Raw genomic sequence first — 20369 nt, forward strand, 5'->3', positions numbered from 1 at the left:
CGTCCTTTTACTGCTCTGCCTCGTTATTGTGTCGGACGGATTAAGAAGTCACTGCTGCCGCGCCGCACAAGTTTGTATTCTTGTTCTATTTCCGCATCATACTGCGAATTTTCCATTTTTGCGAGTGCCAAGCGAAGATTATCGCGAATTGCAACACTTTCGCCATTATCAAGCGCAAAGGCCCGGCGGAAAACCTGTGCGGCTTCGGCCGTTTCGCCCTTTTCAATCAGCACAACACCCAGATTGTTCCATGCATCCGGGCTCTCGGGGTCGTCCTTGACGGCGCGTCGCAGAAGCTCTTCTGCCTGGTTGAGCCGCCCGAGGGCCAGGTTTACGGACCCAAGCGACGATACAACTTCGGGTGTCAGACCGCTTTCCGCAGCGGCCAGTTGAAACGAACTGAGCGCAAGTTCATATTCCCCAGCCGCCATCAGGCGATGGCCAACCGTCAACTGATCCACGGAAGCACCCCTGGGGTCCACGCTGGGGGCAAACACCCCGTCATCAGACGCGGAAAAGCCGCCCGGTCCACAGGCGGCCAATCCGAAAGCGATCACCAAGGCCCAAATTCGGCCTAGCCTCATAGGGTTACGGTCCCCCCATTTCACCCAGTTTCTGAATGCCGATCGCAGATGGACCCACGAGAATGATCAACAGCGGTGGCACCGTAAGCATCATTGTGGTCAAAGTCATTTTCGTTGGCAACTTGTTTGCCTTCTCTTCGGCCCGCATCACCCGTTTGTCGCGCATTTCTGCCGCATAGACCCGAAGCGCGTCCGAAATCGGTGTACCGAAACTTTGGCTTTGGTTGAGAACGGTCACAAAGGACATCACATCCTGCACGCCGCAGCGTTCGCCCATGTCATTCAGCACTGCAGACTTGTCCTTGCCCGCCTTCATTTCATGGCTGACAAGTTCGAATTCGTCAGCAAGGCTTGGATAGGAGGCGCGCAGTTCTGTGCTGACGCGGACAATGGCCTGATCCATCGACTGTCCCGCTTCGACACAGACCAGCATCATATCGAGACTGTCCGGAAACCCGCTCTCAATCTCTTCCTGACGGGTCTGGACCCGTTTGGTGATCCAGTATTTCGGGAAATAGTAGCCGGCGGCGCCAGGCCCAAGCGTATACATGACGGTTTGCTGTGTGGTTGCCTGGGACGGGTCCATGACCAGCATGAAATAGCCCACGCCCAGGATCAGACCGCCGATGCCCAGAGCGAATTGTGCAAAATAGTAAAGCTGCACCGCGTCTTTGGTCCGATACCCGGCCTGAAGAAGCTTCATCCGGACATCAGACAGTTCCTTGGCATCCTGTGGTTCCAGGAACTGCGCGTATTTGTTGAGCTTTTCATTCTTCCGTCTGTCGCGCAGGACCGCACGGGTTTCTGCATCAATGCTCTTGCGGCCCGATGTGTTCTGCAACCGGTCCATCGGGTTGGACCGCGACAGGAAGAACATCGGGATGGCAAGAACCAGCAAAAGCAATCCAAGACTGGCGATGATGATCATCGGTCCGGCTGGGCCCAGAAGGTTGTATGCGAATTGGTTGAAGGCTTGCATGTTCCGGACCTCAGACTTTGATGTTCACAAGGGCGCGCATGACGATGAGGTTGACGATCAGGAAAGCGCCGACAACAAAACACGCCGGGATGAACCACGGGTGTTCGATCACTTCGTCATAGTAGTGCGGATCGGTCAACTGAATGACGATCAGCGCGCCAACAGGAAAGCCGGACAGGAATTTGCCTGACCATTGCGCTTCGGCGGTGATGGCCTTGACCCGGCGAAACAACCGGAACCGCGCACGGATGACCTTTGCCAGACCTTCGAGGATTTCCGCAAGGTTACCACCTGACTGCTGCTGAATCGAAACGGCCACCGCAAGAAAGCGCAAATCCTGCATATCAAGACGTTCCGCCATGGCTTTCAAAGCTTCACCAATATCGCGGCCATAGCTGGATTCATCGGCAATGATGCCGAATTCGGTCGCCAGCGGATCCTTGATCTCTTTCGAGACAATGGAAATGGCGGAGGAAAAGGGATGACCGACACGCAAAGACCGCACCATCAGTTCCACAGCATCCGGAAGCTGTTCTTCGATCATGCTGACGCGCTTGTTGGCCTTGGTGCTGATCCAGAAAAAGACACCCCCGACACCCATGGCAACGCCCATCACAACCCGCACGGCAAGCCCGGCTTCGGTGCCGACGGTCAGACCGACAAAGGCGACGATGCTCACGCCGATCATGACCATGATCAGTTGCCTGGGTGTAAAGGCGATGGCGGCTTTTTGCGCCCGGTCGGCAAGGATCGAATAAAGCGGCAAACCCCGCGACGACATGTGCTGGTCCATCTCCTTGCGGAGTTTTGCCAGCACTTCGTCGCGCTTGGAGCCCTTGTCGAGCATCTCAAGCCGGCGGTTGACGCGTTTGTTCAGACTGATCGATTTGCCGAATGCGACAAGGTACACGCCTTCGACAAGCACCAGAACGGCAATGAAGATAAGCCCGTAGACAATCGGTTCTGCGCTAAGTGTCATAATCAGTGGTTCCCGTTGAAGGGTTCATAAATCGATGGCGGCAAATCATAGCCCCACATCTTGAAGCGTTCCGAAAAGTTGGACCGAACGCCCGTCGCGGTGAAATGCCCGATGATCTTGTTTTCCGGGGTCAGGCCGACGCGTTGGAAGCGGAAGATTTCCTGCATCGAGATGACGTCACCTTCCATCCCGGTGATTTCCGTGATCGAGGTCATGCGACGCGACCCGTCCTGAAGGCGCGAGGCCTGCACGATCAGGTTCACAGCCGAGGAAATCTGGGATCGCATCGCCTTGAGCGGCATCTCGATCCCGGCCATCGCGATCATGTTCTCAAGACGGCTGACACCGTCCCGCGCGCTGTTGGCGTGGATCGTGGTCATCGACCCGTCGTGGCCGGTGTTCATCGCCTGAAGCATGTCGATCACTTCTTCGCCACGCGTTTCCCCGACGATGATCCGGTCAGGACGCATCCGCAGCGCGTTCTTCAGACAGTCCCGCGGGCTGACTGCGCCCTTGCCTTCAACGTTGGCGGGACGGCTTTCCATTCGGCCCACATGGCTCTGTTGCAACTGAAGTTCCGCCGTATCCTCGATTGTCAGGATGCGTTCCGCGTCGTCGATGAAAGAGGACAAGGCGTTCAGCGTAGTCGTCTTGCCCGAACCAGTACCGCCAGAAACGATCACATTCAGACGGGTGGCAACCGCCGCCTGCAGGTACACGGCCATCTCTTCGGTGAAGGCGCCAAAGTTGACCAGGTCGTCAATGCTCAACTTGTCGGTCTTGAACTTACGAATCGAGACAAGCGAACCATCTACCGCAATCGGCGGGACCATCGCGTTGAAACGCGAGCCGTCCTGCAAACGGGCGTCAACGTAGGGGTTGGATTCATCGACACGACGACCAACGGCGGACACGATCTTGTCGATGATCCGCATCAGGTGCTTTTCGTCCTTGAAGGTCACATCGCTGATTTGCAGCTTGCCTTCACGTTCCACAAAGATTTGATGTGGCCCATTGACCAGAATATCGCTGACGGTTTCGTCTTTCAGAAGCGTTTCCAGCGGCCCGAGGCCCTTGACCTCGTCATACAGTTCCTGGTTCAGGGCCCCCCGTTCTTCGCGGTTCAGCACCATGCCCTTTTCCTGAAGGCTTTCGGCTGTGATCGAGCTGATTTCGTCTTTCAGCTCGTTTTCGGTCGCTTTATCCAGCGCCGCCAGGTTCAGGTTGTCCAGAAGCGCACGGTGCAGTTCAAGCTTGATTTCGCTCAATCGTTCCTTGCGTTTCTTGTCCCGATCCGCCGATTCCGCAACGGCGGCCTTTTGCGGTAGAACCCGTCGCAAGGCTTTTGCAGGCCCAGGTGAATTTGCGGCAGCCTCTGCCTTGGGGGCAATGGCCTTGGTCGCGATGACCGGTTCATCAGCCGTCTTCTTGTAGCGCGAAAACATGTCTGTCCTCCTTAAGCGGCTTCAGCATCAGAGCGGCCGACTTCGTAGAGCGACTGCGCCAGTTTGGCGATTTCCTTGCGAAGCGGATTTCTCGGCTGCTGCAAGGCAAGCGGCTGACCATGGTCGCCAGCCTCCGCAACTGCGCGGCCACCGTCCGGCAGATGAAGATCTACCGATATATCAAGGCTTTCCTGCATCCGTTTCAGGCGGCTCTTGCCCTGAAGATCTGTAAACTTGGGTGCGCGGTTCAGAACGAAACGGATTTTGTCGAAAGGCAGATCCTCTGCCTGCAACGCCCGCTTGAGCCGGAACGTGTTCTGCGCCGAACGCATGTCGAGCTCGATGATGCCGAAATAGACCTGCGCGGCGTAAAGAACGGTTTCCGACCACTGAACAAGGCTGGGCGGCATATCCACAACCACAAAATCAAAGTGACGCGCGGCAGTGTCAAGCAAGGCCTGCACTTCGGTCTGGCCGATAATGTCCAACGGGGGAAGATCAGCAGGCGAGGTGAAGACCTGAAGTTTTTCTTCAAACGTCACAAGTGCCTGACCAAAGCTTTCCTGATCCATTGATTCAATGTCAGACAAAAGCTCAAGCACAGCTTCGCGGCGCGGCACATCCAGATATGTGGACACGGCGCCGAATTGCAGCCCAAGATCCATGATGCAGACACGCGGAGCGTTGTCCTTGCTGACTGTTGCCAGTTCCCATGCAAGGTTGGTTGCAAAGGTGCTTGCACCACACCCTCCAGCCATGCCTTGCACCGCGATGATCACGCCATCGCCATCTTGCGACAGCTTGACACCAGACGGGTCTTTGGCCGCCGAGACTTGTGGCGCTTCCGGTCTGCGCATCCGTTCGATGGCCGATTCAAGCTCGCCTTCAGGAAGAGGGTAGGGAACAAATTCATCCGCACCCTGACGCAGCAGATGATGCAAGGCCGACGGCGTCACATCATGCGCGATCAGAACGACTTTGATTTTTCGGGCCTTTGCGGCCGCGATGATCGAAGACAGGTGGTCAACATTGGCTTCATCTTCGGCGTCCATCGCCAAAGCAACAAACTCCAGATCCTCGCCTTCATTCTGCGAGAAGAAGTGCATGGCCTCGTCAAAACCAAGATCGCCCCAGGCTTCACCCAGAACAGCTTCCATGTCTTCGATCAGGAGGTCGAATTCCTGAACATCCCGACTGATCGTACACGCGACAAGCGGTGCCGGCTCCGGGGTGCTTGGAAGGGTACTCGTCATGTGCCTCGTTTCCTCTAACTTCACGACGCGCATGAATTGCGTTCTGCACACATCACACACGTCAATCCCGAGTCGCTCGGGAAGGACTGCTACAGTCAGAAGATCGGTGGAAAACTTGGCAACATTGGGGCCGAATTACCAAAATTGTACGGTATTTCAGGCCGATGGCGAAGCCCCTGACGGGGCTCTGCCTTTATTCAGACCTTTGGATGCCCGTCAATGTGGTCGGGGGAACAGCACTGTTGATGTACTCGCGGTAGATGATTTCCGCGTATTTGCCATCCATCACAGTGGGATGCGAGCTGACAAAGCCCGAAACTTCGGTCACGGTGCGCCGGTTGCGGCGTTCGCGGCCTTCGGTCACGATCAACGGCTGCGTCTCACCAAATGAGACAACCGCCTCGAGCCGCGACTTGCTGATCCCTTGGGACGCGAGGAAGTTCACAACCGCGTGGGCCCGGTTGAGACCCAGACGCTTGTTATACGCCTCGCTGCCAACCGCATCCGTGTGGCCGTAAACCCGGAAGTGAATTTCCGGGAATTGGCGGATCCAGTTTGCCTGTTCGCGCAACGTATCCCGCGCGCCGCTGTCAAGCACCGCACTGTTGAACGCAAAGTTGACGGTCGTCATCACTTCGCTGGCAAATCGTTGAGACAAATCATAGGTATAGCGCTTTTCGCCATTCATGATCTGCGTGTTGTTCATGGTGGCGTTGCCGAAATTTCCGGTGTCCACCAGTGCCCCGGCCTCGCGGTTGAAGGCACTGTAGACAGGGTCGCTGCCACATGCTGCCAGAATGGCCAAACCGGTTATTGCTGCGGGAATGCGGAGGTTTATTTGAACTGCCATCGCCTCAATCCATCACATAGCCATAGGAACCGTTGAAGTCCTGTTTGGCCACTTCACCCGCAGCACCGCGCAGATTGCGCGAGTCGTTGGCGACGCGTCCAAAGAGGAACAGGTCTTTTTCGGTTGGTGGACGAACACGGTCAGTTGGCAAGGCAAGCGCTTCGCCGCGTGTCGGTGTCACGAGATGTGGAGTGACGATGATCACCAGCTCTGACTGCTCGCGCTGGTATTCGGCGCTTCTGAACAAGGCACCAAGCACCGGAATATCGCCAAGCCAGGGAACCTGGCTGTTCAGATCGCGGAAGTCATCCTGCAAGAGACCGGCAATCGCAAAGCTTTCACCGTCCCGCAATTCGACCGTTGTGCTTGTCTCGCGGCGTCTGAAGCCATCAATCCGGATCGCGCCGACGTCGATTCCACTGTTGGGGTCGATCGACGACACGGCCGCCTGAAGTTCGAGATTGATCAAATTGTCATCCAGAACTCGCGGAATAAAGTTCAACTCCACACCAAACGGTTTGAACTCGACCGCGATGGTGCCGTTGTCCTGCGAGATCGGAACCGGGTATTCGCCACCTGCCAGGAATTTTGCTTCCTGGCCTGACAGGGATGTCAGGTTGGGTTCTGCCAGAGTGCGCACAACCCCTTTGGATTCAAGCGCTTCCAGAAGGATACCCACTTCGAGCCCGCCAGCGTTGAATCCGAAAAGGATTGCGCCCTGCGACGATGCAGAAGCCCCAAGCTTGTCGGCAACGCTGTCAACCGCAGCCGCAGGCGCGGCGTTGCCAGTGCCGATTTCAAGCCCGAGGTCGCCGTCAAGAACAGATCCCCCCGTCGCCAGCGACGCTTGCAGTGATTTTGACACAGAGCGTTGCATCTCGGCAAAGCGGACTTTCAGCATCACCTGCTGCACACCCCCCACCGACATCAGGTTGGACACCCGTTCCGGCGCATAGCGTGTCGCGAGGTCAAGCGCCCGTTGCATGCGCTGGGTGCTGGACACCGTTCCGGAAAGAACAATGCCGTCATTCGCAGTACGGACTTCGATTTTCTCGTCCGGAAGGATTTGGCGAAGCCGTTCCTTGAATTCGCTCAGGTCCGGTGCAACCCGAACATCGACATTTGTGATCAATTGACCGTTCCCATCGAGAATGGTCAGGGTTGTCGTGCCCGGAGTTTTGCCGAGGACGTAAATGGTTCTGTCTGAAAGCGATGAGATATCTGCAATTGACGGGTTTGCGATGCTCAGTTCTGCAAAGGGAACTTCGCTTTCCACAACCACCGCGCGGTTCATCGGAACGCTCAGGGTAGATTCAGTATTTGTCCGGATGACGCGCAGCGTTTCAGCAAATGCCGTATGCGCCATCGGAGAAATGGCAAGAACCGCACCCAATAGGGCGGCCTTGAGTGGACTGCTCGTATACATGTGACCTGCCTTTCCGATCACGCCTCAGATATGGGTCTTTTCGCCCGATATTGCGACCAACCTGCGTCAAGTCGTGATTTATTGCAAGAATCAATGATTTCAGAGGTGCGCTTCATGTGGATAAGGCGCAACATAATGCTGCGCCTCTTTTTTCGCTGATTGTCGTTACGTCACCAGATCAGGTGGCGCAAAGGTCAATTCGTACAAGGGATGGGCATCTCAACCACTTCGCCGCCTTTGCGGGTCCGGATGCTGCAAACCTCTGCAGCTGTTGGCGTTTCCATCACTTGACGTTCCTCAAGACCCAAGAGCGACCGCTGGTCGACCTCAATCACCTCTGCAACGGTGTCGTCATTGCGTCCCATGAGCGACAGTGACAGACGGCCGGTCGACTGTGCCTGTGCCAGCGCGGCAACCTGTTGCGGGCTTGCGGCAACGGTCACGGTGCGTGCAATTGTGGTTGCGGCGGTCTGTGTCTGGGATGTCTGGTCAATCGCGATAAGCTTGACGCCGGTCTCGATCAGTTTGGTCACGTCGCCAACCGGGGCGTTGGCATCGTTGCTTCTGACCCGGCCGGTCCAGTACACATCAACCCGGTCGCTGGGGCGCAGGAAGCCTGACACACCCGAAGCCACGTCAACCTTGATGGCGAACGCACGCTGACCGCGTTCGAGCCGCGATGTCAGGCCCGCATCCGCACCCGGATCGCTCAGCTTGACCGCCATGAACGCCTCGTTCTTTTCGATAGGGCGCAAGGCAACGCGCGGCTTGGCCCCTTCGGCGTTCACCGGTGTGGCCTCATCATAGAACTGTTCGGGCAGCGACTGCTTTGGCCACGGCATCAACGCCATGTCTTCGGCTGTGACCGGTTCGCCGTAATCAATCGCCCGCTTGGCAACGTAGATCTGCTGAACGGGAACACTGTCCGTGGCCTTGTTGCGTTCCTGTTCAAGCGCAGTCTGGTAAGCGCCGATGTAATTTTGGGCCATGTAGACCGCAAAACCGGCCAAAGCCAGGCCAGCAATAAGGACAAGTCCAAAAACGATGCGCATTTTGCCTCCTTACATGTTTCGATGATGCAATTGTTGCGTGCGGAAACATGGTTCAGTGTTCGGACCTAGCCGGTCAATGTGTCCGCCTGTTGGGGACTTTGTGGCGAAACTGAGGAGTTAAGACGTGTGAAAGGGTCTGGTGAAAACAACAAAGGCGCGCTGTCGCACGCCTGAAGCCGGGGTTCGGATCGCCGGGAAGACCTGTCTGGATGGACGTTGCCGCTCTGGCTTACCAGTCCATGTCGTTGTTGTAGTCTTCCAGACTGTCGCCCGTGGCAGAAGACACCGTGGTGACGTTGCTCTGAAACATCGACAGGCCCCCAATTGCGAGGCCAATGGCGGTTGCGGTAATCACAACCCAATCAACGGTGATTGCGCCACGTTCACTTTTTACAAAACGTCCAAACAACTTTGTCAAAACGAGGCACCACGTAAGGGAGAAAAAAGAAGGCGCGAAAAACGCGCCTTCCTTCTTGCAGGTTTGTAAGGCGACCTGACTTAGTTCAGGTAGTCAGACGCACCCAGAACCGCTGTACCAGTTGCGGCCAGAACGTCGGATGTGTTGCCCTGGATCGCGCCATAGGCAGCGATTGCAAGACCCACAACAGCAGCGGTCAGAACGACCCAGTCAACTGTTACGGCGCCGTCTTCGTCTTTGCGGAAGTTTGTGATGAAATTGATCATGTTGATCTCCATAGTCCTAGATTTTTGCTCACGTTCGCCAAGCTCGGGACTTTGTGTTGAGCGCTCTCTCTTTCGCTCCATCCCGTCTTGGATGACCTGTTATAGTCGTCGGATTGGGGCAGCAGTTTGACAGCATTGGTCCGATTTTGCAGCCAGACAAAAAAGTAAACGAAAAATGGCTAAGCATATGAAAACAAACAATATAAAAATGATTAATTCGTAAATTTTTAATCTGGCAGCCAGGTTTTCGGGCACAGGCTCCACAGGATTGACGTGATTTTCGAAACGAAATGGCCTTGCCGTCAGGATTGTGCAATACTTACAAGCAATAAAACGGGCATCGAGCAGGAGCCTGCATATGAAACGACTGATCGCCATGGCAGGTCTTGCCATGTCTCTTTGCATGAGCATTGCTTGGGCAGAGCCGCCCCCGTTCCCGGAGTTCTCTGCAAAGCGGGTAAAACCGCCATCCTCCAGTGCGAAGAAGCGGATCAATGTGCAGATCGCGCCGCAGGCCCCAAAGATCGCCGCAGCACCCGCCCGCCCGACGGGGCAACCCCGCGCGCCCGGTGGCGAAACGCTGGCGTGGTTCTGGAATGATGTCTCTCCGTCCATGGACGCGCAAGGTCCGGGGCGATTGGAGCCAGCCCTTGTGCGCCTGTCGAACCCGCCTTCGGGGCAGGGGATCGCTGCTCCGCGCCTTCAGGACCTTCAGAACATCGCGGAACACCACGGGCGCGATATCCTGATTCATACGGTGGGCACACGCGTGTCGCCCGCCCTCGCCTTGGCGGTGATTGCGGTTGAATCCGCTGGCCGGGTTGATGCGCAAAGCTCGGTCGGGGCGCAAGGGCTGATGCAACTCATGCCCGCAACAGCAGAACGGTTTGGCGTCGCGGACAGTTTCGCGCCTTCACAGAACATCAAGGGGGGTGTCGCCTTCCTCGATTTCCTGATGCAGAAGTTCGACAACGACGTGATCCTTGTCCTTGCAGGATACAATGCTGGCGAAAACGCCGTCGTCAAGAACAACGGCGTCCCCGACTACGCCGAAACCCGCGCCTATGTGCCAAAGGTGCTGCAAGCGTTTCAGACGGCGAAAGGCCTGTGCCTCACGCCGCCGCAGCTTGTCACAGACGGATGCGTGTTTCGCGTGGCGTCACGATAGAACGGCACCAGGATTCATGATGCCCTTCGGATCAAGCGCGTCCTTGATCGCCCGCATCGCGGCCAGCTTGGTTGGATCGCCATAACGTGCCAGATCGGCTTTCTTGGCACGCCCGACGCCATGTTCGGCGCTGAACGTTCCACCAAGGTCTACCGCGATATCATGGACAAGCCGCTTGATCTGTTTGGTGTCGTCAAGGAACAGGTCGCGCGACTGGCCTTCTGGCGGGAACACGTTGAAGTGCAGATTGCCGTCGCCGACATGGCCAAAACAGTTGATCCGGAAATCCCCGACCTGCGCGATGGCCTGACGCACGCGTGTGATGAAACTCGGCAACTCCCCAAGCGGCACTGACACGTCATGGCTCGACACTGCGCCGATCCGGCGGTTCGCTTCGGGGATATGTTCGCGCACCGACCAGAAGTCATTCCGCTGCCCTTCGGATTGTGCAATCACGGCGTCTGAACACACCCCCTCGGCCTCGGCTGCCATGAACAGGGTCTCGAGCGCCTCGGTTGGATCAAGGCCTTTGGGCAGGCCGATATCCATCAGGATCATCCACTCCGGGTGGTGGTCGCCAAAGGGCTTGCGCACTTCGGGCAAGGTTTTTGACAGAAAGTCCAAACCGGTGCGGTGCATCAGTTCAAAGGCGCTGATGCTTTCGCCAAGCTGCGACTTGGCCAGCGACAACAGTTCAAGCGCGGCTTCTGCATCGCGGATCACAAATACGGCCGTTCCCGTCGCCGCCGGGCGTGGAAACAGTTTGAGCGACGCCGCTGTGATCACGCCAAGCGTCCCTTCTGATCCGATCATCAGGTTACGCAGATCGTACCCGGTGTTGTCCTTGCGCAGTCTCTTGAGCCCGTTCCACACGGATCCATCCGGCATGACCACTTCAAGTCCAAGACAAAGATCGCGGGAATTGCCATAACGCAAGACGTTCACGCCGCCAGCGTTGGTGGCCAAGAGCCCGCCAATCCGCGCAGACCCTTCCGAGGCGAGAGACAGCGGAAACAGCCGATCCACCTCGGCCGCAGCGTCCTGAATATTCGCAAGGATCACACCGGCATCCGCGATCAGCACGTTTTCCTGCGGATACACTGCGCGGATTTCCGTCATCCGCTCCAGCGACAGGATCAGCGGCGTTTCCGCTTCGCCGTCTGGCGCGATCTGGCCACCGACAAGACCGGTGCCGCCAGCATAGGGCACAATCCCGACCCCGGATGCGCTACAGGCCTTGACCAGCGCCACGACCTCTTGGGTGCTGCGGGGACGTGCGACGAAGCCATGCGCGCCCTTGAACCGGCCCCGCGGCTCTTCGAGATAGGATTGTTCAGCGCGGGAAAACATGTCCGCAGGAAAATGTTGCGACAGGGAATCGATGAATCCGCTATCCGCCGAATCGCGTGGCATGGGTGTCTCCGAGTGGGTTAGTCCTGTGCGTCCCGCAACCATTCAGGACGCAGGACAACCACCGTAGGACGGGACGGAAGATCGCGCAATGAGATCTCGAGAAAAGACGTGTCGCGCCGGTCAATGACAAAGCTGTCCTGCACTTCCTCAAGAAACGCCTCAAGCGCAAATCCCGAGAACCAGTGCATCGGAATCACCACGCTCGAGCGCAGCCGATCCACGATGCGCACCATCATCTCGCGCGGGAGGGTATAGCCGCCATCGACCGGCACCATAACCACATCAAGCCGTCCGATAGCCGCGTATTGCTGGTCATTCGGTTCGTGATGCAGGTGGCCCAGATGACCGATGCACAGGCCTTCGACCTCGTAGATGAAAATCGAATTGCCATTGTCCTCCCGCCCGCCAAACTGCGACCTGATATCGGTCGACACGTTGCGGATCAGCATTTCGCCCACATCGACATAATGGTCGATGCCTTCGCCGAAGGGGCCCCATCCGGGCAGGACATGCGTGATTGCCGGATCGGGATTCGCAGTCCAGTGCGTGTCATGGGCGTGGTTCATCGTGACTACATCCGGGATCATCCGGGTGTTGCCCAGAAATCCGGTATAATCCGTGGCAACGTTCAGACCTCCGGGTGTCTGAAGCAGAAAGGTCGCGTGGGCGAGGTAATTGATCCGCACGGAATACTGCGGCACCGGATTGGTCCATGACGCTTTCTGGACAAAAGCGGCACCGGGTGTTGATTCAGCAATGGCAAGGCAATGACTGGGGCGGCGGGTGTCCTGCGCCATCGCGGCATACCCCATGATCATGATGGCCAGCGCCATCCAGAGTGAAATGAAACGCATCGCGATACCTCCTGACGTGGAAGATAGCGCAGCGTCAAGGCCGGTCTAGTGAAAGCTTGCAGCCGGGCAAGCGCTTTCGACCGCGCTTCTTACGCGGTTTCCAAACCGCGTGACAAAGGTCTTTGCAAAGACCTTGGCCCTAACCGACATCGGTGCGCCCACGGCGATCTGATCGAAGCGACGCGTAAAGAACATGGGTCCGCCACCGCCCGTCGATCTGCAGGTAGCTCTGTGCAACACCTTCGTACTTGAACCCCGCCTTCTCCAGCAATCCGCGGGACGCCTTGTTCTCGGGCAGGCAGGCCGCTTCGACCCGACTGAGGTCAAGGCGATCAAAGGCATGATGCACAACGGCATCAATCGCCTCGCGCATGTATCCGTTGCGCGCAAACGGCTCACCAATCCAGTATCCCAGCGTTCCGGCCTGTGCCGGTCCGCGCCGGATGTTGTCGAGCGTGATCGCACCAAGCAGCATGTCGTCACTTCGGCGCAGCAGGAACAGGGGCACCGCCGATCCATTGCCGATGGCGCGATTGGCCCAGTAGACGCGGTTGGTAAAGGCCCGGCGGCTCAGATGATCTTCGGCCCAGCTGGGTTCCCATTTGGCTAGGAACGCTTCGCTGTCACGGCGCAGCGCGCTCCATGGGTTGAAATCGCTGTGCATCGGCGGGCGCAAGACCATGCGTTCGGTATCGAGCCGAAGCTTGCGCCGCAGACTGAGCATCAGGCAACGCGTCGTTGCGACAGGGCGCTTAGATCGGGTGCCGTCCCGACCGGCCCATACAGCGCCAGCGCAGCAGGGGCTTCGCGCACCAGCTGTTCTCCAAACGCCCGTACATCGCCGGTTGTCACGCTGTCGATGCGTGACACGGTGTCTTCGAGCGACGGAACCTCTCCCCAGATCTGGATCATCCGGGCAAGGCGTTCGGTGCGCGATGACGGGCTTTCCAGCCCCATGAGCAGACCGGCTTTCATCTGCGCACGGGCGCGGGCCACCTCGGCGGGCGACATGTCGTCTGCAGCACGTTTCATCTCGTCGATGGTCAGGTTGGTCAGATCCTTGATCTCTTCGCCGCTGGTGCCCGCGTAGATCGTGGTCATGCCGGTGTCTGAATAGGCGCCTGTCTGGGCAAAGATCGTATAGCACAACCCGCGTTTTTCGCGGATTTCCTGAAACAGGCGGCTCGACATGCCGCCACCCAGAGCAACCGAATAGACCTGCGCGGCATAGAAGTTCGGGTCGCGGTAGCCCGGTGATTCAAACGCCAGCGCGATATGGGCCTGCTCCAGATCCTTGACCTGACGGCTTTCGCCCCCCTTGAACCGTGCGGCGTCTGCAACCCGTGATGGACGTGAAACCATGTCCCCGAAAAGACGTTCGGCCTGTTTGACGACGGTCTCGTGATCTATCGCACCCGCAGCCGCCAGAATCATCTGATCGGGCCCATAATGTTCGGTCACAAAGGTCGCCAGATCCTCTTTGGAATATCGCGACACCCGGTCGGTCTCGCCAAGGATGGTGCGACCCAGAGCCTGATCCGGGTACGCGCTTTCCTGCAACCAGTCGAAGATGATGTCGTCCGGCGTATCTGCCGCCTGACCGATTTCCTGCAGGATCACATGGCGTTCGACCTCGATTTCCTTGGGATCAAACACCGGGTTGCGCAGGATGTCCGCAATCACGTCAAGCGCCAGACCGGAATCGTTGCGCAGCACCCGCGCGTAATAGGCGGTCACTTCGCGCGAGGTGTAGGCGTTGATATAGCCGCCCACGTCTTCGATCGCCTCGGCGATCTGCAAGGCGCTGCGTGTCGCGGTGCCCTTGAAGGCCATGTGCTCCAGGAAATGGGCAATGCCGTTCTGTTCCGGGCGCTCGTGGCGGCCACCAGCGGTGATCCAGATCCCGATGGCGGCGCTTTCGAGGCCGGGCATGTGTTCGGTGACGATACGGAATCCGTTGGGGAGTGTGGTGGTTTGAACGGTCAAGAGGCGATCCGATCCTGTATTAGCGTTTCAAGATGCGTGAGGTCGTTGGGAACGCGGGTAAAGCGTTCTTCGCGATCAAAGAGGTCGGCCATGCGGTCGGGCAAAGGCGGGCGCAGGCCGCTGGCCTTTTCGACGGCATCGGGGAATTTTGCGGGATGTGCCGTGGCCAATGTGATCATCGGCACGTTGGGGTCACGCTGCGCTTCTGCCACGGCCACGCCGATGGCAGAGTGGGGGCAGAGCAGCTCACCCATATGTTGGTGCGCATGAGCGATCATGGAGAGCGTTTCGCCTTCACTGACACGGCCGCTGTCATACTGGTCGCGCAAGGTCTGCATCGCACCCTGACTGACGTGGAATCCACCGGCCTTCAGTTCGTTCATCAACTGGCTGACGGCATTTCCATCGCGGTTGTAGGCATCAAACAGCGCGCGTTCAAAATTCGAGGACACCTGAATGTCCATCGACGGGCTTATCGACGGCGTGACGCTGTCGGTGACATATCCGCCCGTGGACAGGCAGCGGTGCAGGATGTCGTTCTGGTTCGTCGCCACCACCAGCCGGTCGATCGGCAGGCCCATCCGCTTGGCGATGTAGCCTGCGAAAATGTCGCCGAAATTGCCGGTGGGCACGGTAAAGCTGACGGTGCGGTCGGGCGCGCCCAGCGAAACGGCGGACGAGAAATAATAGACCACCTGCGCCAGAACGCGGCCCCAGTTGATCGAGTTCACCCCGGCGAGTTTCACCCCGTCGCGGAAGTCGAAATCGTTGAACATGTCCTTGAGCCGCGCCTGGCAATCGTCAAAATCGCCATCCAGCGCCAGCGCGTGGACATTCGATTCAACCGGAGTCGTCATCTGGCGACGCTGCACGTCGGACACGCGGCCATGCGGATAAAGGATGAACACATCCACTGCATCCAGCCCCCGGAAGGCCTCGATCGCGGCGGACCCGGTGTCACCAGAGGTCGCGCCAACGATGGTGACACGGTCGCCGCGCCGCGTCAGGGCTTCTTGAAACATCTGCCCAATCAGCTGCATGGCAAAGTCTTTGAACGCCAGCGTGGGGCCATGAAACAGTTCCAGCAGGAAATGCCCTGACCCCAGTTGCACCAGCGGCGCGCGCGCACCGTGTCCGAAATTGGCATAGGCCTTGGCGATCAGATCGGCGAACACCTCGTCGGTGAAGGCGTCACCGATAAACGGGCGCATGACACGAAAGGCGATCTCTTCATAAGACAGACCATGCATCGCGCGAATGTCGTCGGCTGACAGGGTCGGGATCGTTTCGGGCACATACAGTCCGCCGTCACGGGCCAGTCCCGAAAGCATCGTGTCTTCAAATCCAAGCGCCGGGGCTTTGCCTCGGGTCGAGATGTACTGCATCAGGCCGTGCCTTCCTTGCCTTTGCTTTGCCGCCATAAAAAGGTGGCGGTCATCACCAACCAAACGACGGCCAGCGAATACCAGGTGATAGCGTATTGGAGGTGATCGTTCGGAATGCCGCTCGTGTCCACTGGCAGGGGTGTCACACCGGGATCAGGTGGCGACATGTTGCGGGCAATCACCAGCAGAGGTTCGGTGTTTAGCACTTCGGCCATCGCGTCAATGTCGCGGGCGAACCAGGTGTTTCCGGTGATGTCATTCTCGGGTGTCGACGAGGTGCGGTCATCCGGCCAGTGCAGGTTGCCTGTCACCTTGACGGGGCCTGCGCTGCGCGATGTGGTGCGGGCTTCGACAGGGATGAACCCGCGATCCAGAAGGATGCGGCGCCCGTCGTCGGTCACGAAGGGAGAGATCACGAGGTATCCCGCGCCGATGCGTTTCTGCGAGACCAGAACGTACAGTTCGTCCGGTTCAACCGTACCGACCAAGCGTACGGGCTGATATTTGTCGGTGTCCGGATCGCCGGTGACGGGCAGGGGGGCCGGGTCGCCCACAATCTGAGTCTCGATCTCGGTCAGGATTCCGCGCTTCCAGTCCAGCCGCTGCATCTGCCAGGTGCCCAGCCAGACAAGGATGGCGGCACCGATGAGACCAAACAGCAAGGGGATCGCGATACGAGACAAATCTGGCTCCTGGGAGTGACAAAGGCGCGCCGATCCGGCGCGCCTTGCTTTATCCTTGAAGAGGCGTCCCGTTCAAGCCGGAACGCCAATGCCGAGACAGGTTATTGGCCCCAGACGTAGATGGCGGCGAAAAGGAACAACCATACAACGTCAACGAAGTGCCAGTACCAGGCCGCCGCTTCGAAGCCGACGTGCTTTTCCGGTGTGAAGTGACCGCGTGTCAGCCGCATCAGGCAGACAAACAGGAAGATCGTTCCGATCACCACATGCGCACCGTGAAAGCCGGTCGCCATGAAGAAGTTCGCCCCGTAGATGTTGCCGGCAAAGCCAAAGCCCGCGTGGCTGTATTCGTAGGCCTGCAACAAGGTGAAGATCGCGCCCAATGCAATGGCGATGATCAGACCCCACTTCATGTCCTCGCGGTTGTTTTCCTCAACCAGCGCGTGGTGCGCCCATGTGGCCGCAGCGCCCGAGCACAGCAGAATCAGCGTGTTGATCAGTGGCAGGTGCCACGGATCGAACGTTTCGATTCCGACCGGCGGCCAAACGCCGTCGATGGCCGGGCTGTCCGGTCCCATCGGGTACAGCGCGTGTTTGAAGAAGCTCCAGAACCACGCCGCGAAGAACATGACCTCGGATGTGATGAAAAGGATGAAGCCGTATTTCAGGCCAATCCGCACCACCGGCGTGTGATCGCCCACCTGGCTTTCCGCGATGACGTCGGACCACCATGCAAACATGGTGTACAGAACGCCGACCAATCCGATAAGGAAAAGCCAAGGGCCATTTCCGTGCATCCAGAGCACAGCCCCGAAGAGCATCGCGAACCCGGATACCGCGCCGATGAACGGCCAGACGGAGGGGTTCAGGATGTGATAGTCATGATCTTTTGCGTGCGCCATTTTGGTCCCTCGTGGCTACTTGGCTTTAGTTCAGTGAACCGCTGTCGGTTACGTCACTGTCAAGCATGGCCTGCATATCGTCGGTCAGCTCGATCTCATGGAACGTGTAAGACAGGGTAATGTGTTTTGCGAATTTCGCGTCGGCATCGTTCAGGATATCGGGGTCGACGAAAAAGCTCACGGGCATCTCGGCTCGCTCACCCGGCATCAGGATCTGCTCTTCAAAGCAGAAGCAGGCGATCTTCGTAAAGTACGAGCCCGCGCCAAAGGGGGCCACATTATAGCTTGCGGTGCCGGCGATGGGTCGGTCGGTCGGGTTGTAGGCTTCGTAAAAGGCCAGTCCCTCTTCGCCCAGGCGCAATTCGACCTCGAGTTGCATCGGCTTGAATTCCCAAGGCATCCCGCGTTCCAGCGAGGCGTCAAAACGCACCTTGATCGTCTGGTCCAGAATCTCGGAGCTTCCCGCCAGCGCAACGTTTGTTTCGCCGCCATAGCCGGTCACCCGGCAAAACCAGTCGTAAAGCGGAACAGAGGCCCAGGCCAATGCGCCCATGACGACAACCACGGCCAAACCCTGAAACGCTGTTTTCTTTTTCGGGTCCATCTTTGTCATTGATCTACCGATTGTGTTGCCGGGGTTTCGTAATCGCCGCGTGTGACCTTGACGACCGTCAGACCGAACACGATAGCGATCAGCCCGACCAGGACAAGCCCAACGCCCAGGTTGCGACCAAAGCGGCGTTCATGCAGTTCGTGCTGTTTGGACAGGCTCATGCCCAAACCCCGAATTTGTCGAGACCTGCTTCAATCAGGATCGCACCAAAATGGGCGAAAAGATACAGAAGCGACAGTTTGAAGAATTTGCGCTCGGCAAGGAAGTTGTCTTCCTCGGACATGTCTTCATCCCGGCGCCAGATCTGAAGGGCACCGCGCAGGAACATCGCGTTCAGCACGACGGATGTGGCGATATAGACCGGCCCGCCAATCGACGTGAAGCCCGCCGCCACGGCAAGGATCGCCAGCAGAACGGTGTAGACCAGAATATGATTGCGGGTTGCGCGGCGACCGTGGGTCACGGTCAGCATCGGCACATCGGCATTGTTGTAATCCTTGCGCATGAACAGCGCGAGCGCCCAGAAATGCGGCGGCGTCCACATGAAGGTCAGGCAGAACATCAGCACCGATTCGACACTCACGCCACCGGTTGCCGCCGCCCAGCCGATCATCGGAGGGAAGGCACCAGCAGCACCGCCAATGACGATGTTCTGCGGTGTCCACCGCTTGAGCCACATCGTGTAGATGACGACATAAAAGAAGATGGTAAAGGCCAGCAGTCCCGCCGCAAACCAGTTGGTCGCAAGGCCAAGGAACACCACCGAAAACGCCGAAAGCACCAGACCGATCGACAGGGCTTCGTCGCCGGTCACCTTGCCTGCCGGGATCGGCCGACGCTGCGTGCGCTTCATCACCGCGTCGATATCCGCATCCCACCACATGTTCAGTGCGCCCGACGCGCCGCCGCCAATGGCGATGAACAGGATGGCGCAGAACCCGATAAACGGGTGAACCCCGATTGGCGCGGCCAGCAGTCCGACAAACGCGGTGAACACGACAAGCGTCATCACACGCGGCTTCAGGAGCGCGAAGTAATCGCCGAACTGCGCTTCGTTTTCGAAGCTGCGCGTCTGTGTGTTTATGCTTGTATCGGTCACGTGCGTCTCAACAAAGCTGGGTCAGGTAAGCCGTCAAAACGGGCGCAGACGGGAATCGCCTGCGCCCGCTCTGATCAATTGGTCAGGACAGTGCGAACGTCCACATAATCGCCCGCGTCCTTCGACGCGGCCAGCCATGCATCATAAGACGCCTGGCTTACGACCTTGACGGTGATCGGCATATAGGCATGGGCCAAGCCGCACAGTTCGGAACACTGGCCGAAATAAACGCCTTCTTTCTCGGCTGTGAACCACAGTTCAGCAAGACGACCGGGAACCGCGTCCTGTTTCACACCGAAGGCCGGGATGGTCCAGGAGTGGATCACGTCACCGCCGGTGACCTGCATCACGACAGTCTTGCCGACAGGAACAACCACGGCTGTGTTGGTGGCGAGAAGGAAGTCTTCTTTCTGGTAGCCCGCGTCGATCAACTGAGCCTCGACATCGGCGTTCATGCGGTTGTCACCACCGGTGAAGGGGGAACCGATCATGTAGCCGTCATACGCCAGGTCTTCACCGACATATTCGTAGCCCCAGTACCACTGGTATCCGGTGACCTTGATCGTCAGATCGCCATCGGGAATTTCCTGCTGCTTGAACAGCACCGGCAGCGAGAACGCACCGATGAACACCAGAATCAGGATCGGACCGACGGTCCATGCAATCTCGATCGGGGTGTTGTGGGTAAAGCTGGAAGGGGTCGGGTTCACCCGTTTGTTGTAGCGCACGATGCAGTAGGCCATGAGCCCCGTGACGAACAGGACGATGGCGGTGATGATGATGAGGATCATCCCGTCCAGCCATTGAAGGTCGCGCGCCAGTTCGGTTGCCGCGGGTTGAAAGCCTATTCCCCGGTCTTTCGGAGCGCCAATTGTCTCGAGCGTCTGCTGGGCAAACGCCGGTGCTGCGCCGAGAGTGGTCGCCAGACCCAAGAGCAAAGATTTGAGTTGCATGTCTTACCCTGATCGGTTGCGTATATTGTTCAGTTTCTCAGGATGGTCCGAAGTCGGTGAG

Annotated in this window: 22 protein-coding genes; 1 reads left to right on the forward strand and 21 read right to left on the reverse strand. The window is 58.1% G+C overall.

The features are described from left to right. Positions 1-23: 23 nt before the first annotated feature. The 10 genes from ACTIEN_RS06690 to ACTIEN_RS06735 all read right to left on the reverse strand — a co-directional run bounded on the left by ACTIEN_RS06690 (position 24) and on the right by ACTIEN_RS06735 (position 9252). The gene (locus ACTIEN_RS06690; protein WP_439522344.1) at positions 24-584 is read right to left on the reverse strand and encodes a tetratricopeptide repeat protein; all 561 of its coding nucleotides are present in this window, start codon (positions 582-584) and stop codon (positions 24-26) included. 4 nt (positions 585-588) lie between these two features. Beyond that, entirely contained in the window at positions 589-1563 is a 975-nt protein-coding gene (locus ACTIEN_RS06695) for a type II secretion system F family protein (RefSeq protein WP_439522345.1), read from the reverse strand. Positions 1564-1573: 10 nt separating this feature from the next. Further along, positions 1574-2542 (reverse strand): type II secretion system F family protein, encoded by a 969-nt coding sequence (locus tag ACTIEN_RS06700; RefSeq protein ID WP_439522346.1) that lies wholly within the window; start codon positions 2540-2542, stop codon positions 1574-1576. Between the two features lie 2 nt (positions 2543-2544). Continuing rightward, positions 2545-3987 (reverse strand): CpaF family protein, encoded by a 1443-nt coding sequence (locus ACTIEN_RS06705; protein ID WP_439522347.1) that lies wholly within the window; start codon positions 3985-3987, stop codon positions 2545-2547. Positions 3988-3998: 11 nt separating this feature from the next. Further along, positions 3999-5240 carry an AAA family ATPase gene (locus ACTIEN_RS06710; RefSeq protein WP_439522348.1) on the reverse strand — a complete coding sequence of 414 codons (1242 nt, stop codon included), beginning with the start codon at positions 5238-5240 and terminating at the stop codon, positions 3999-4001. Between the two features lie 193 nt (positions 5241-5433). Next, positions 5434-6090, reverse strand: a complete 657-nt coding sequence (locus tag ACTIEN_RS06715; protein WP_439522349.1) for an OmpA family protein — start codon at positions 6088-6090, stop codon at positions 5434-5436. A gap of 4 nt (positions 6091-6094) precedes the next feature. Then, a complete protein-coding gene (locus ACTIEN_RS06720) occupies positions 6095-7516 on the reverse strand; it encodes a type II and III secretion system protein family protein (RefSeq protein WP_439522350.1) in 1422 nt (473 codons plus the stop codon). A gap of 194 nt (positions 7517-7710) precedes the next feature. Beyond that, positions 7711-8568, reverse strand: a complete 858-nt coding sequence (gene cpaB / locus ACTIEN_RS06725) for a Flp pilus assembly protein CpaB (protein ID WP_439522351.1) — start codon at positions 8566-8568, stop codon at positions 7711-7713. A gap of 229 nt (positions 8569-8797) precedes the next feature. Continuing rightward, a complete protein-coding gene (locus ACTIEN_RS06730) occupies positions 8798-8986 on the reverse strand; it encodes a Flp family type IVb pilin (protein ID WP_439522352.1) in 189 nt (62 codons plus the stop codon). An 80-nt stretch (positions 8987-9066) separates the two neighbouring features. Next, a complete protein-coding gene (locus ACTIEN_RS06735; RefSeq protein WP_439522353.1) occupies positions 9067-9252 on the reverse strand; it encodes a Flp family type IVb pilin in 186 nt (61 codons plus the stop codon). Positions 9253-9610: 358 nt separating this feature from the next. On the opposite strand from ACTIEN_RS06735, the gene ACTIEN_RS06740 reads away from it, so the two are divergent. Further along, entirely contained in the window at positions 9611-10420 is an 810-nt protein-coding gene (locus ACTIEN_RS06740) for a lytic transglycosylase domain-containing protein (protein WP_439522354.1), read from the forward strand. Here the strand turns inward: ACTIEN_RS06740 and ACTIEN_RS06745 are convergent. From ACTIEN_RS06745 to coxB, 11 genes are all read right to left on the reverse strand, one after another. Further along, the gene (locus ACTIEN_RS06745) at positions 10412-11833 is read right to left on the reverse strand and encodes an FAD-binding oxidoreductase (RefSeq protein ID WP_439522355.1); all 1422 of its coding nucleotides are present in this window, start codon (positions 11831-11833) and stop codon (positions 10412-10414) included. The two genes, ACTIEN_RS06740 and ACTIEN_RS06745, sit on opposite strands and share 9 nt — an antisense overlap. A 17-nt stretch (positions 11834-11850) precedes the next feature. Then, positions 11851-12687, reverse strand: a complete 837-nt coding sequence (locus ACTIEN_RS06750) for an MBL fold metallo-hydrolase (RefSeq protein ID WP_439522356.1) — start codon at positions 12685-12687, stop codon at positions 11851-11853. A gap of 139 nt (positions 12688-12826) precedes the next feature. After that, a complete protein-coding gene (locus ACTIEN_RS06755; protein WP_439522357.1) occupies positions 12827-13411 on the reverse strand; it encodes a GNAT family N-acetyltransferase in 585 nt (194 codons plus the stop codon). Next, entirely contained in the window at positions 13411-14673 is a 1263-nt protein-coding gene (locus tag ACTIEN_RS06760) for a M16 family metallopeptidase (RefSeq protein WP_439522358.1), read from the reverse strand. The genes ACTIEN_RS06755 and ACTIEN_RS06760 overlap by 1 nt, the downstream gene beginning before the upstream one ends. Beyond that, positions 14670-16058, reverse strand: a complete 1389-nt coding sequence (thrC, locus tag ACTIEN_RS06765) for a threonine synthase (protein WP_439522359.1) — start codon at positions 16056-16058, stop codon at positions 14670-14672. Before thrC ends, ACTIEN_RS06760 begins: the two co-directional genes overlap by 4 nt. Beyond that, complete coding sequence (locus ACTIEN_RS06770; RefSeq protein WP_439522360.1) at positions 16058-16741, reverse strand: SURF1 family protein; 684 nt, start codon at positions 16739-16741, stop codon at positions 16058-16060. Before ACTIEN_RS06770 ends, thrC begins: the two co-directional genes overlap by 1 nt. 101 nt (positions 16742-16842) lie before the next feature. Continuing rightward, positions 16843-17643 (reverse strand): cytochrome c oxidase subunit 3, encoded by an 801-nt coding sequence (locus tag ACTIEN_RS06775; RefSeq protein WP_439522361.1) that lies wholly within the window; start codon positions 17641-17643, stop codon positions 16843-16845. Positions 17644-17668: 25 nt separating this feature from the next. Continuing rightward, the gene (locus ACTIEN_RS06780) at positions 17669-18256 is read right to left on the reverse strand and encodes a cytochrome c oxidase assembly protein (RefSeq protein WP_439522362.1); all 588 of its coding nucleotides are present in this window, start codon (positions 18254-18256) and stop codon (positions 17669-17671) included. Further along, positions 18253-18417 carry a hypothetical protein gene (locus ACTIEN_RS06785; RefSeq protein WP_439522363.1) on the reverse strand — a complete coding sequence of 55 codons (165 nt, stop codon included), beginning with the start codon at positions 18415-18417 and terminating at the stop codon, positions 18253-18255. The genes ACTIEN_RS06780 and ACTIEN_RS06785 overlap by 4 nt, the downstream gene beginning before the upstream one ends. Next, entirely contained in the window at positions 18414-19355 is a 942-nt protein-coding gene (gene cyoE / locus ACTIEN_RS06790; protein ID WP_439522364.1) for a heme o synthase, read from the reverse strand. The genes ACTIEN_RS06785 and cyoE overlap by 4 nt, the downstream gene beginning before the upstream one ends. 74 nt (positions 19356-19429) lie before the next feature. Beyond that, a complete protein-coding gene (gene coxB, locus ACTIEN_RS06795; RefSeq protein WP_439522365.1) occupies positions 19430-20308 on the reverse strand; it encodes a cytochrome c oxidase subunit II in 879 nt (292 codons plus the stop codon). Positions 20309-20369: the final 61 nt, after the last annotated feature.

The organism is Marivita sp., assembly GCF_051859345.1.
Taxonomy (GTDB): domain Bacteria; phylum Pseudomonadota; class Alphaproteobacteria; order Rhodobacterales; family Rhodobacteraceae; genus Marivita.

Bases quoted from the DNA above. Each gene is read 5' to 3' on its own strand.
- ACTIEN_RS06720 (WP_439522350.1), bottom strand. From the start codon at position 7,516: ATGTATACGAGCAGTCCACTCAAGGCCGCCCTATTGGGTGCGGTTCTT.
- ACTIEN_RS06740 (WP_439522354.1), top strand. From the start codon at position 9,611: ATGAAACGACTGATCGCCATGGCAGGTCTTGCCATGTCTCTTTGCATG.
- ACTIEN_RS06780 (WP_439522362.1), bottom strand. From the start codon at position 18,256: ATGACAAAGATGGACCCGAAAAAGAAAACAGCGTTTCAGGGTTTGGCC.
- ACTIEN_RS06700 (WP_439522346.1), bottom strand. From the start codon at position 2,542: ATGACACTTAGCGCAGAACCGATTGTCTACGGGCTTATCTTCATTGCC.
- ACTIEN_RS06705 (WP_439522347.1), bottom strand. From the start codon at position 3,987: ATGTTTTCGCGCTACAAGAAGACGGCTGATGAACCGGTCATCGCGACC.
- ACTIEN_RS06750 (WP_439522356.1), bottom strand. From the start codon at position 12,687: ATGCGTTTCATTTCACTCTGGATGGCGCTGGCCATCATGATCATGGGG.
- ACTIEN_RS06775 (WP_439522361.1), bottom strand. From the start codon at position 17,643: ATGGCGCACGCAAAAGATCATGACTATCACATCCTGAACCCCTCCGTC.
- cpaB (WP_439522351.1), bottom strand. From the start codon at position 8,568: ATGCGCATCGTTTTTGGACTTGTCCTTATTGCTGGCCTGGCTTTGGCC.
- coxB (WP_439522365.1), bottom strand. From the start codon at position 20,308: ATGCAACTCAAATCTTTGCTCTTGGGTCTGGCGACCACTCTCGGCGCA.
- thrC (WP_439522359.1), bottom strand. From the start codon at position 16,058: ATGCAGTACATCTCGACCCGAGGCAAAGCCCCGGCGCTTGGATTTGAA.
- ACTIEN_RS06695 (WP_439522345.1), bottom strand. From the start codon at position 1,563: ATGCAAGCCTTCAACCAATTCGCATACAACCTTCTGGGCCCAGCCGGA.
- ACTIEN_RS06715 (WP_439522349.1), bottom strand. From the start codon at position 6,090: ATGGCAGTTCAAATAAACCTCCGCATTCCCGCAGCAATAACCGGTTTG.
- ACTIEN_RS06745 (WP_439522355.1), bottom strand. From the start codon at position 11,833: ATGCCACGCGATTCGGCGGATAGCGGATTCATCGATTCCCTGTCGCAA.
- ACTIEN_RS06785 (WP_439522363.1), bottom strand. From the start codon at position 18,417: ATGAGCCTGTCCAAACAGCACGAACTGCATGAACGCCGCTTTGGTCGC.
- ACTIEN_RS06710 (WP_439522348.1), bottom strand. From the start codon at position 5,240: ATGACGAGTACCCTTCCAAGCACCCCGGAGCCGGCACCGCTTGTCGCG.
- ACTIEN_RS06690 (WP_439522344.1), bottom strand. From the start codon at position 584: ATGAGGCTAGGCCGAATTTGGGCCTTGGTGATCGCTTTCGGATTGGCC.
- ACTIEN_RS06755 (WP_439522357.1), bottom strand. From the start codon at position 13,411: ATGCTCAGTCTGCGGCGCAAGCTTCGGCTCGATACCGAACGCATGGTC.
- ACTIEN_RS06735 (WP_439522353.1), bottom strand. From the start codon at position 9,252: ATGATCAATTTCATCACAAACTTCCGCAAAGACGAAGACGGCGCCGTA.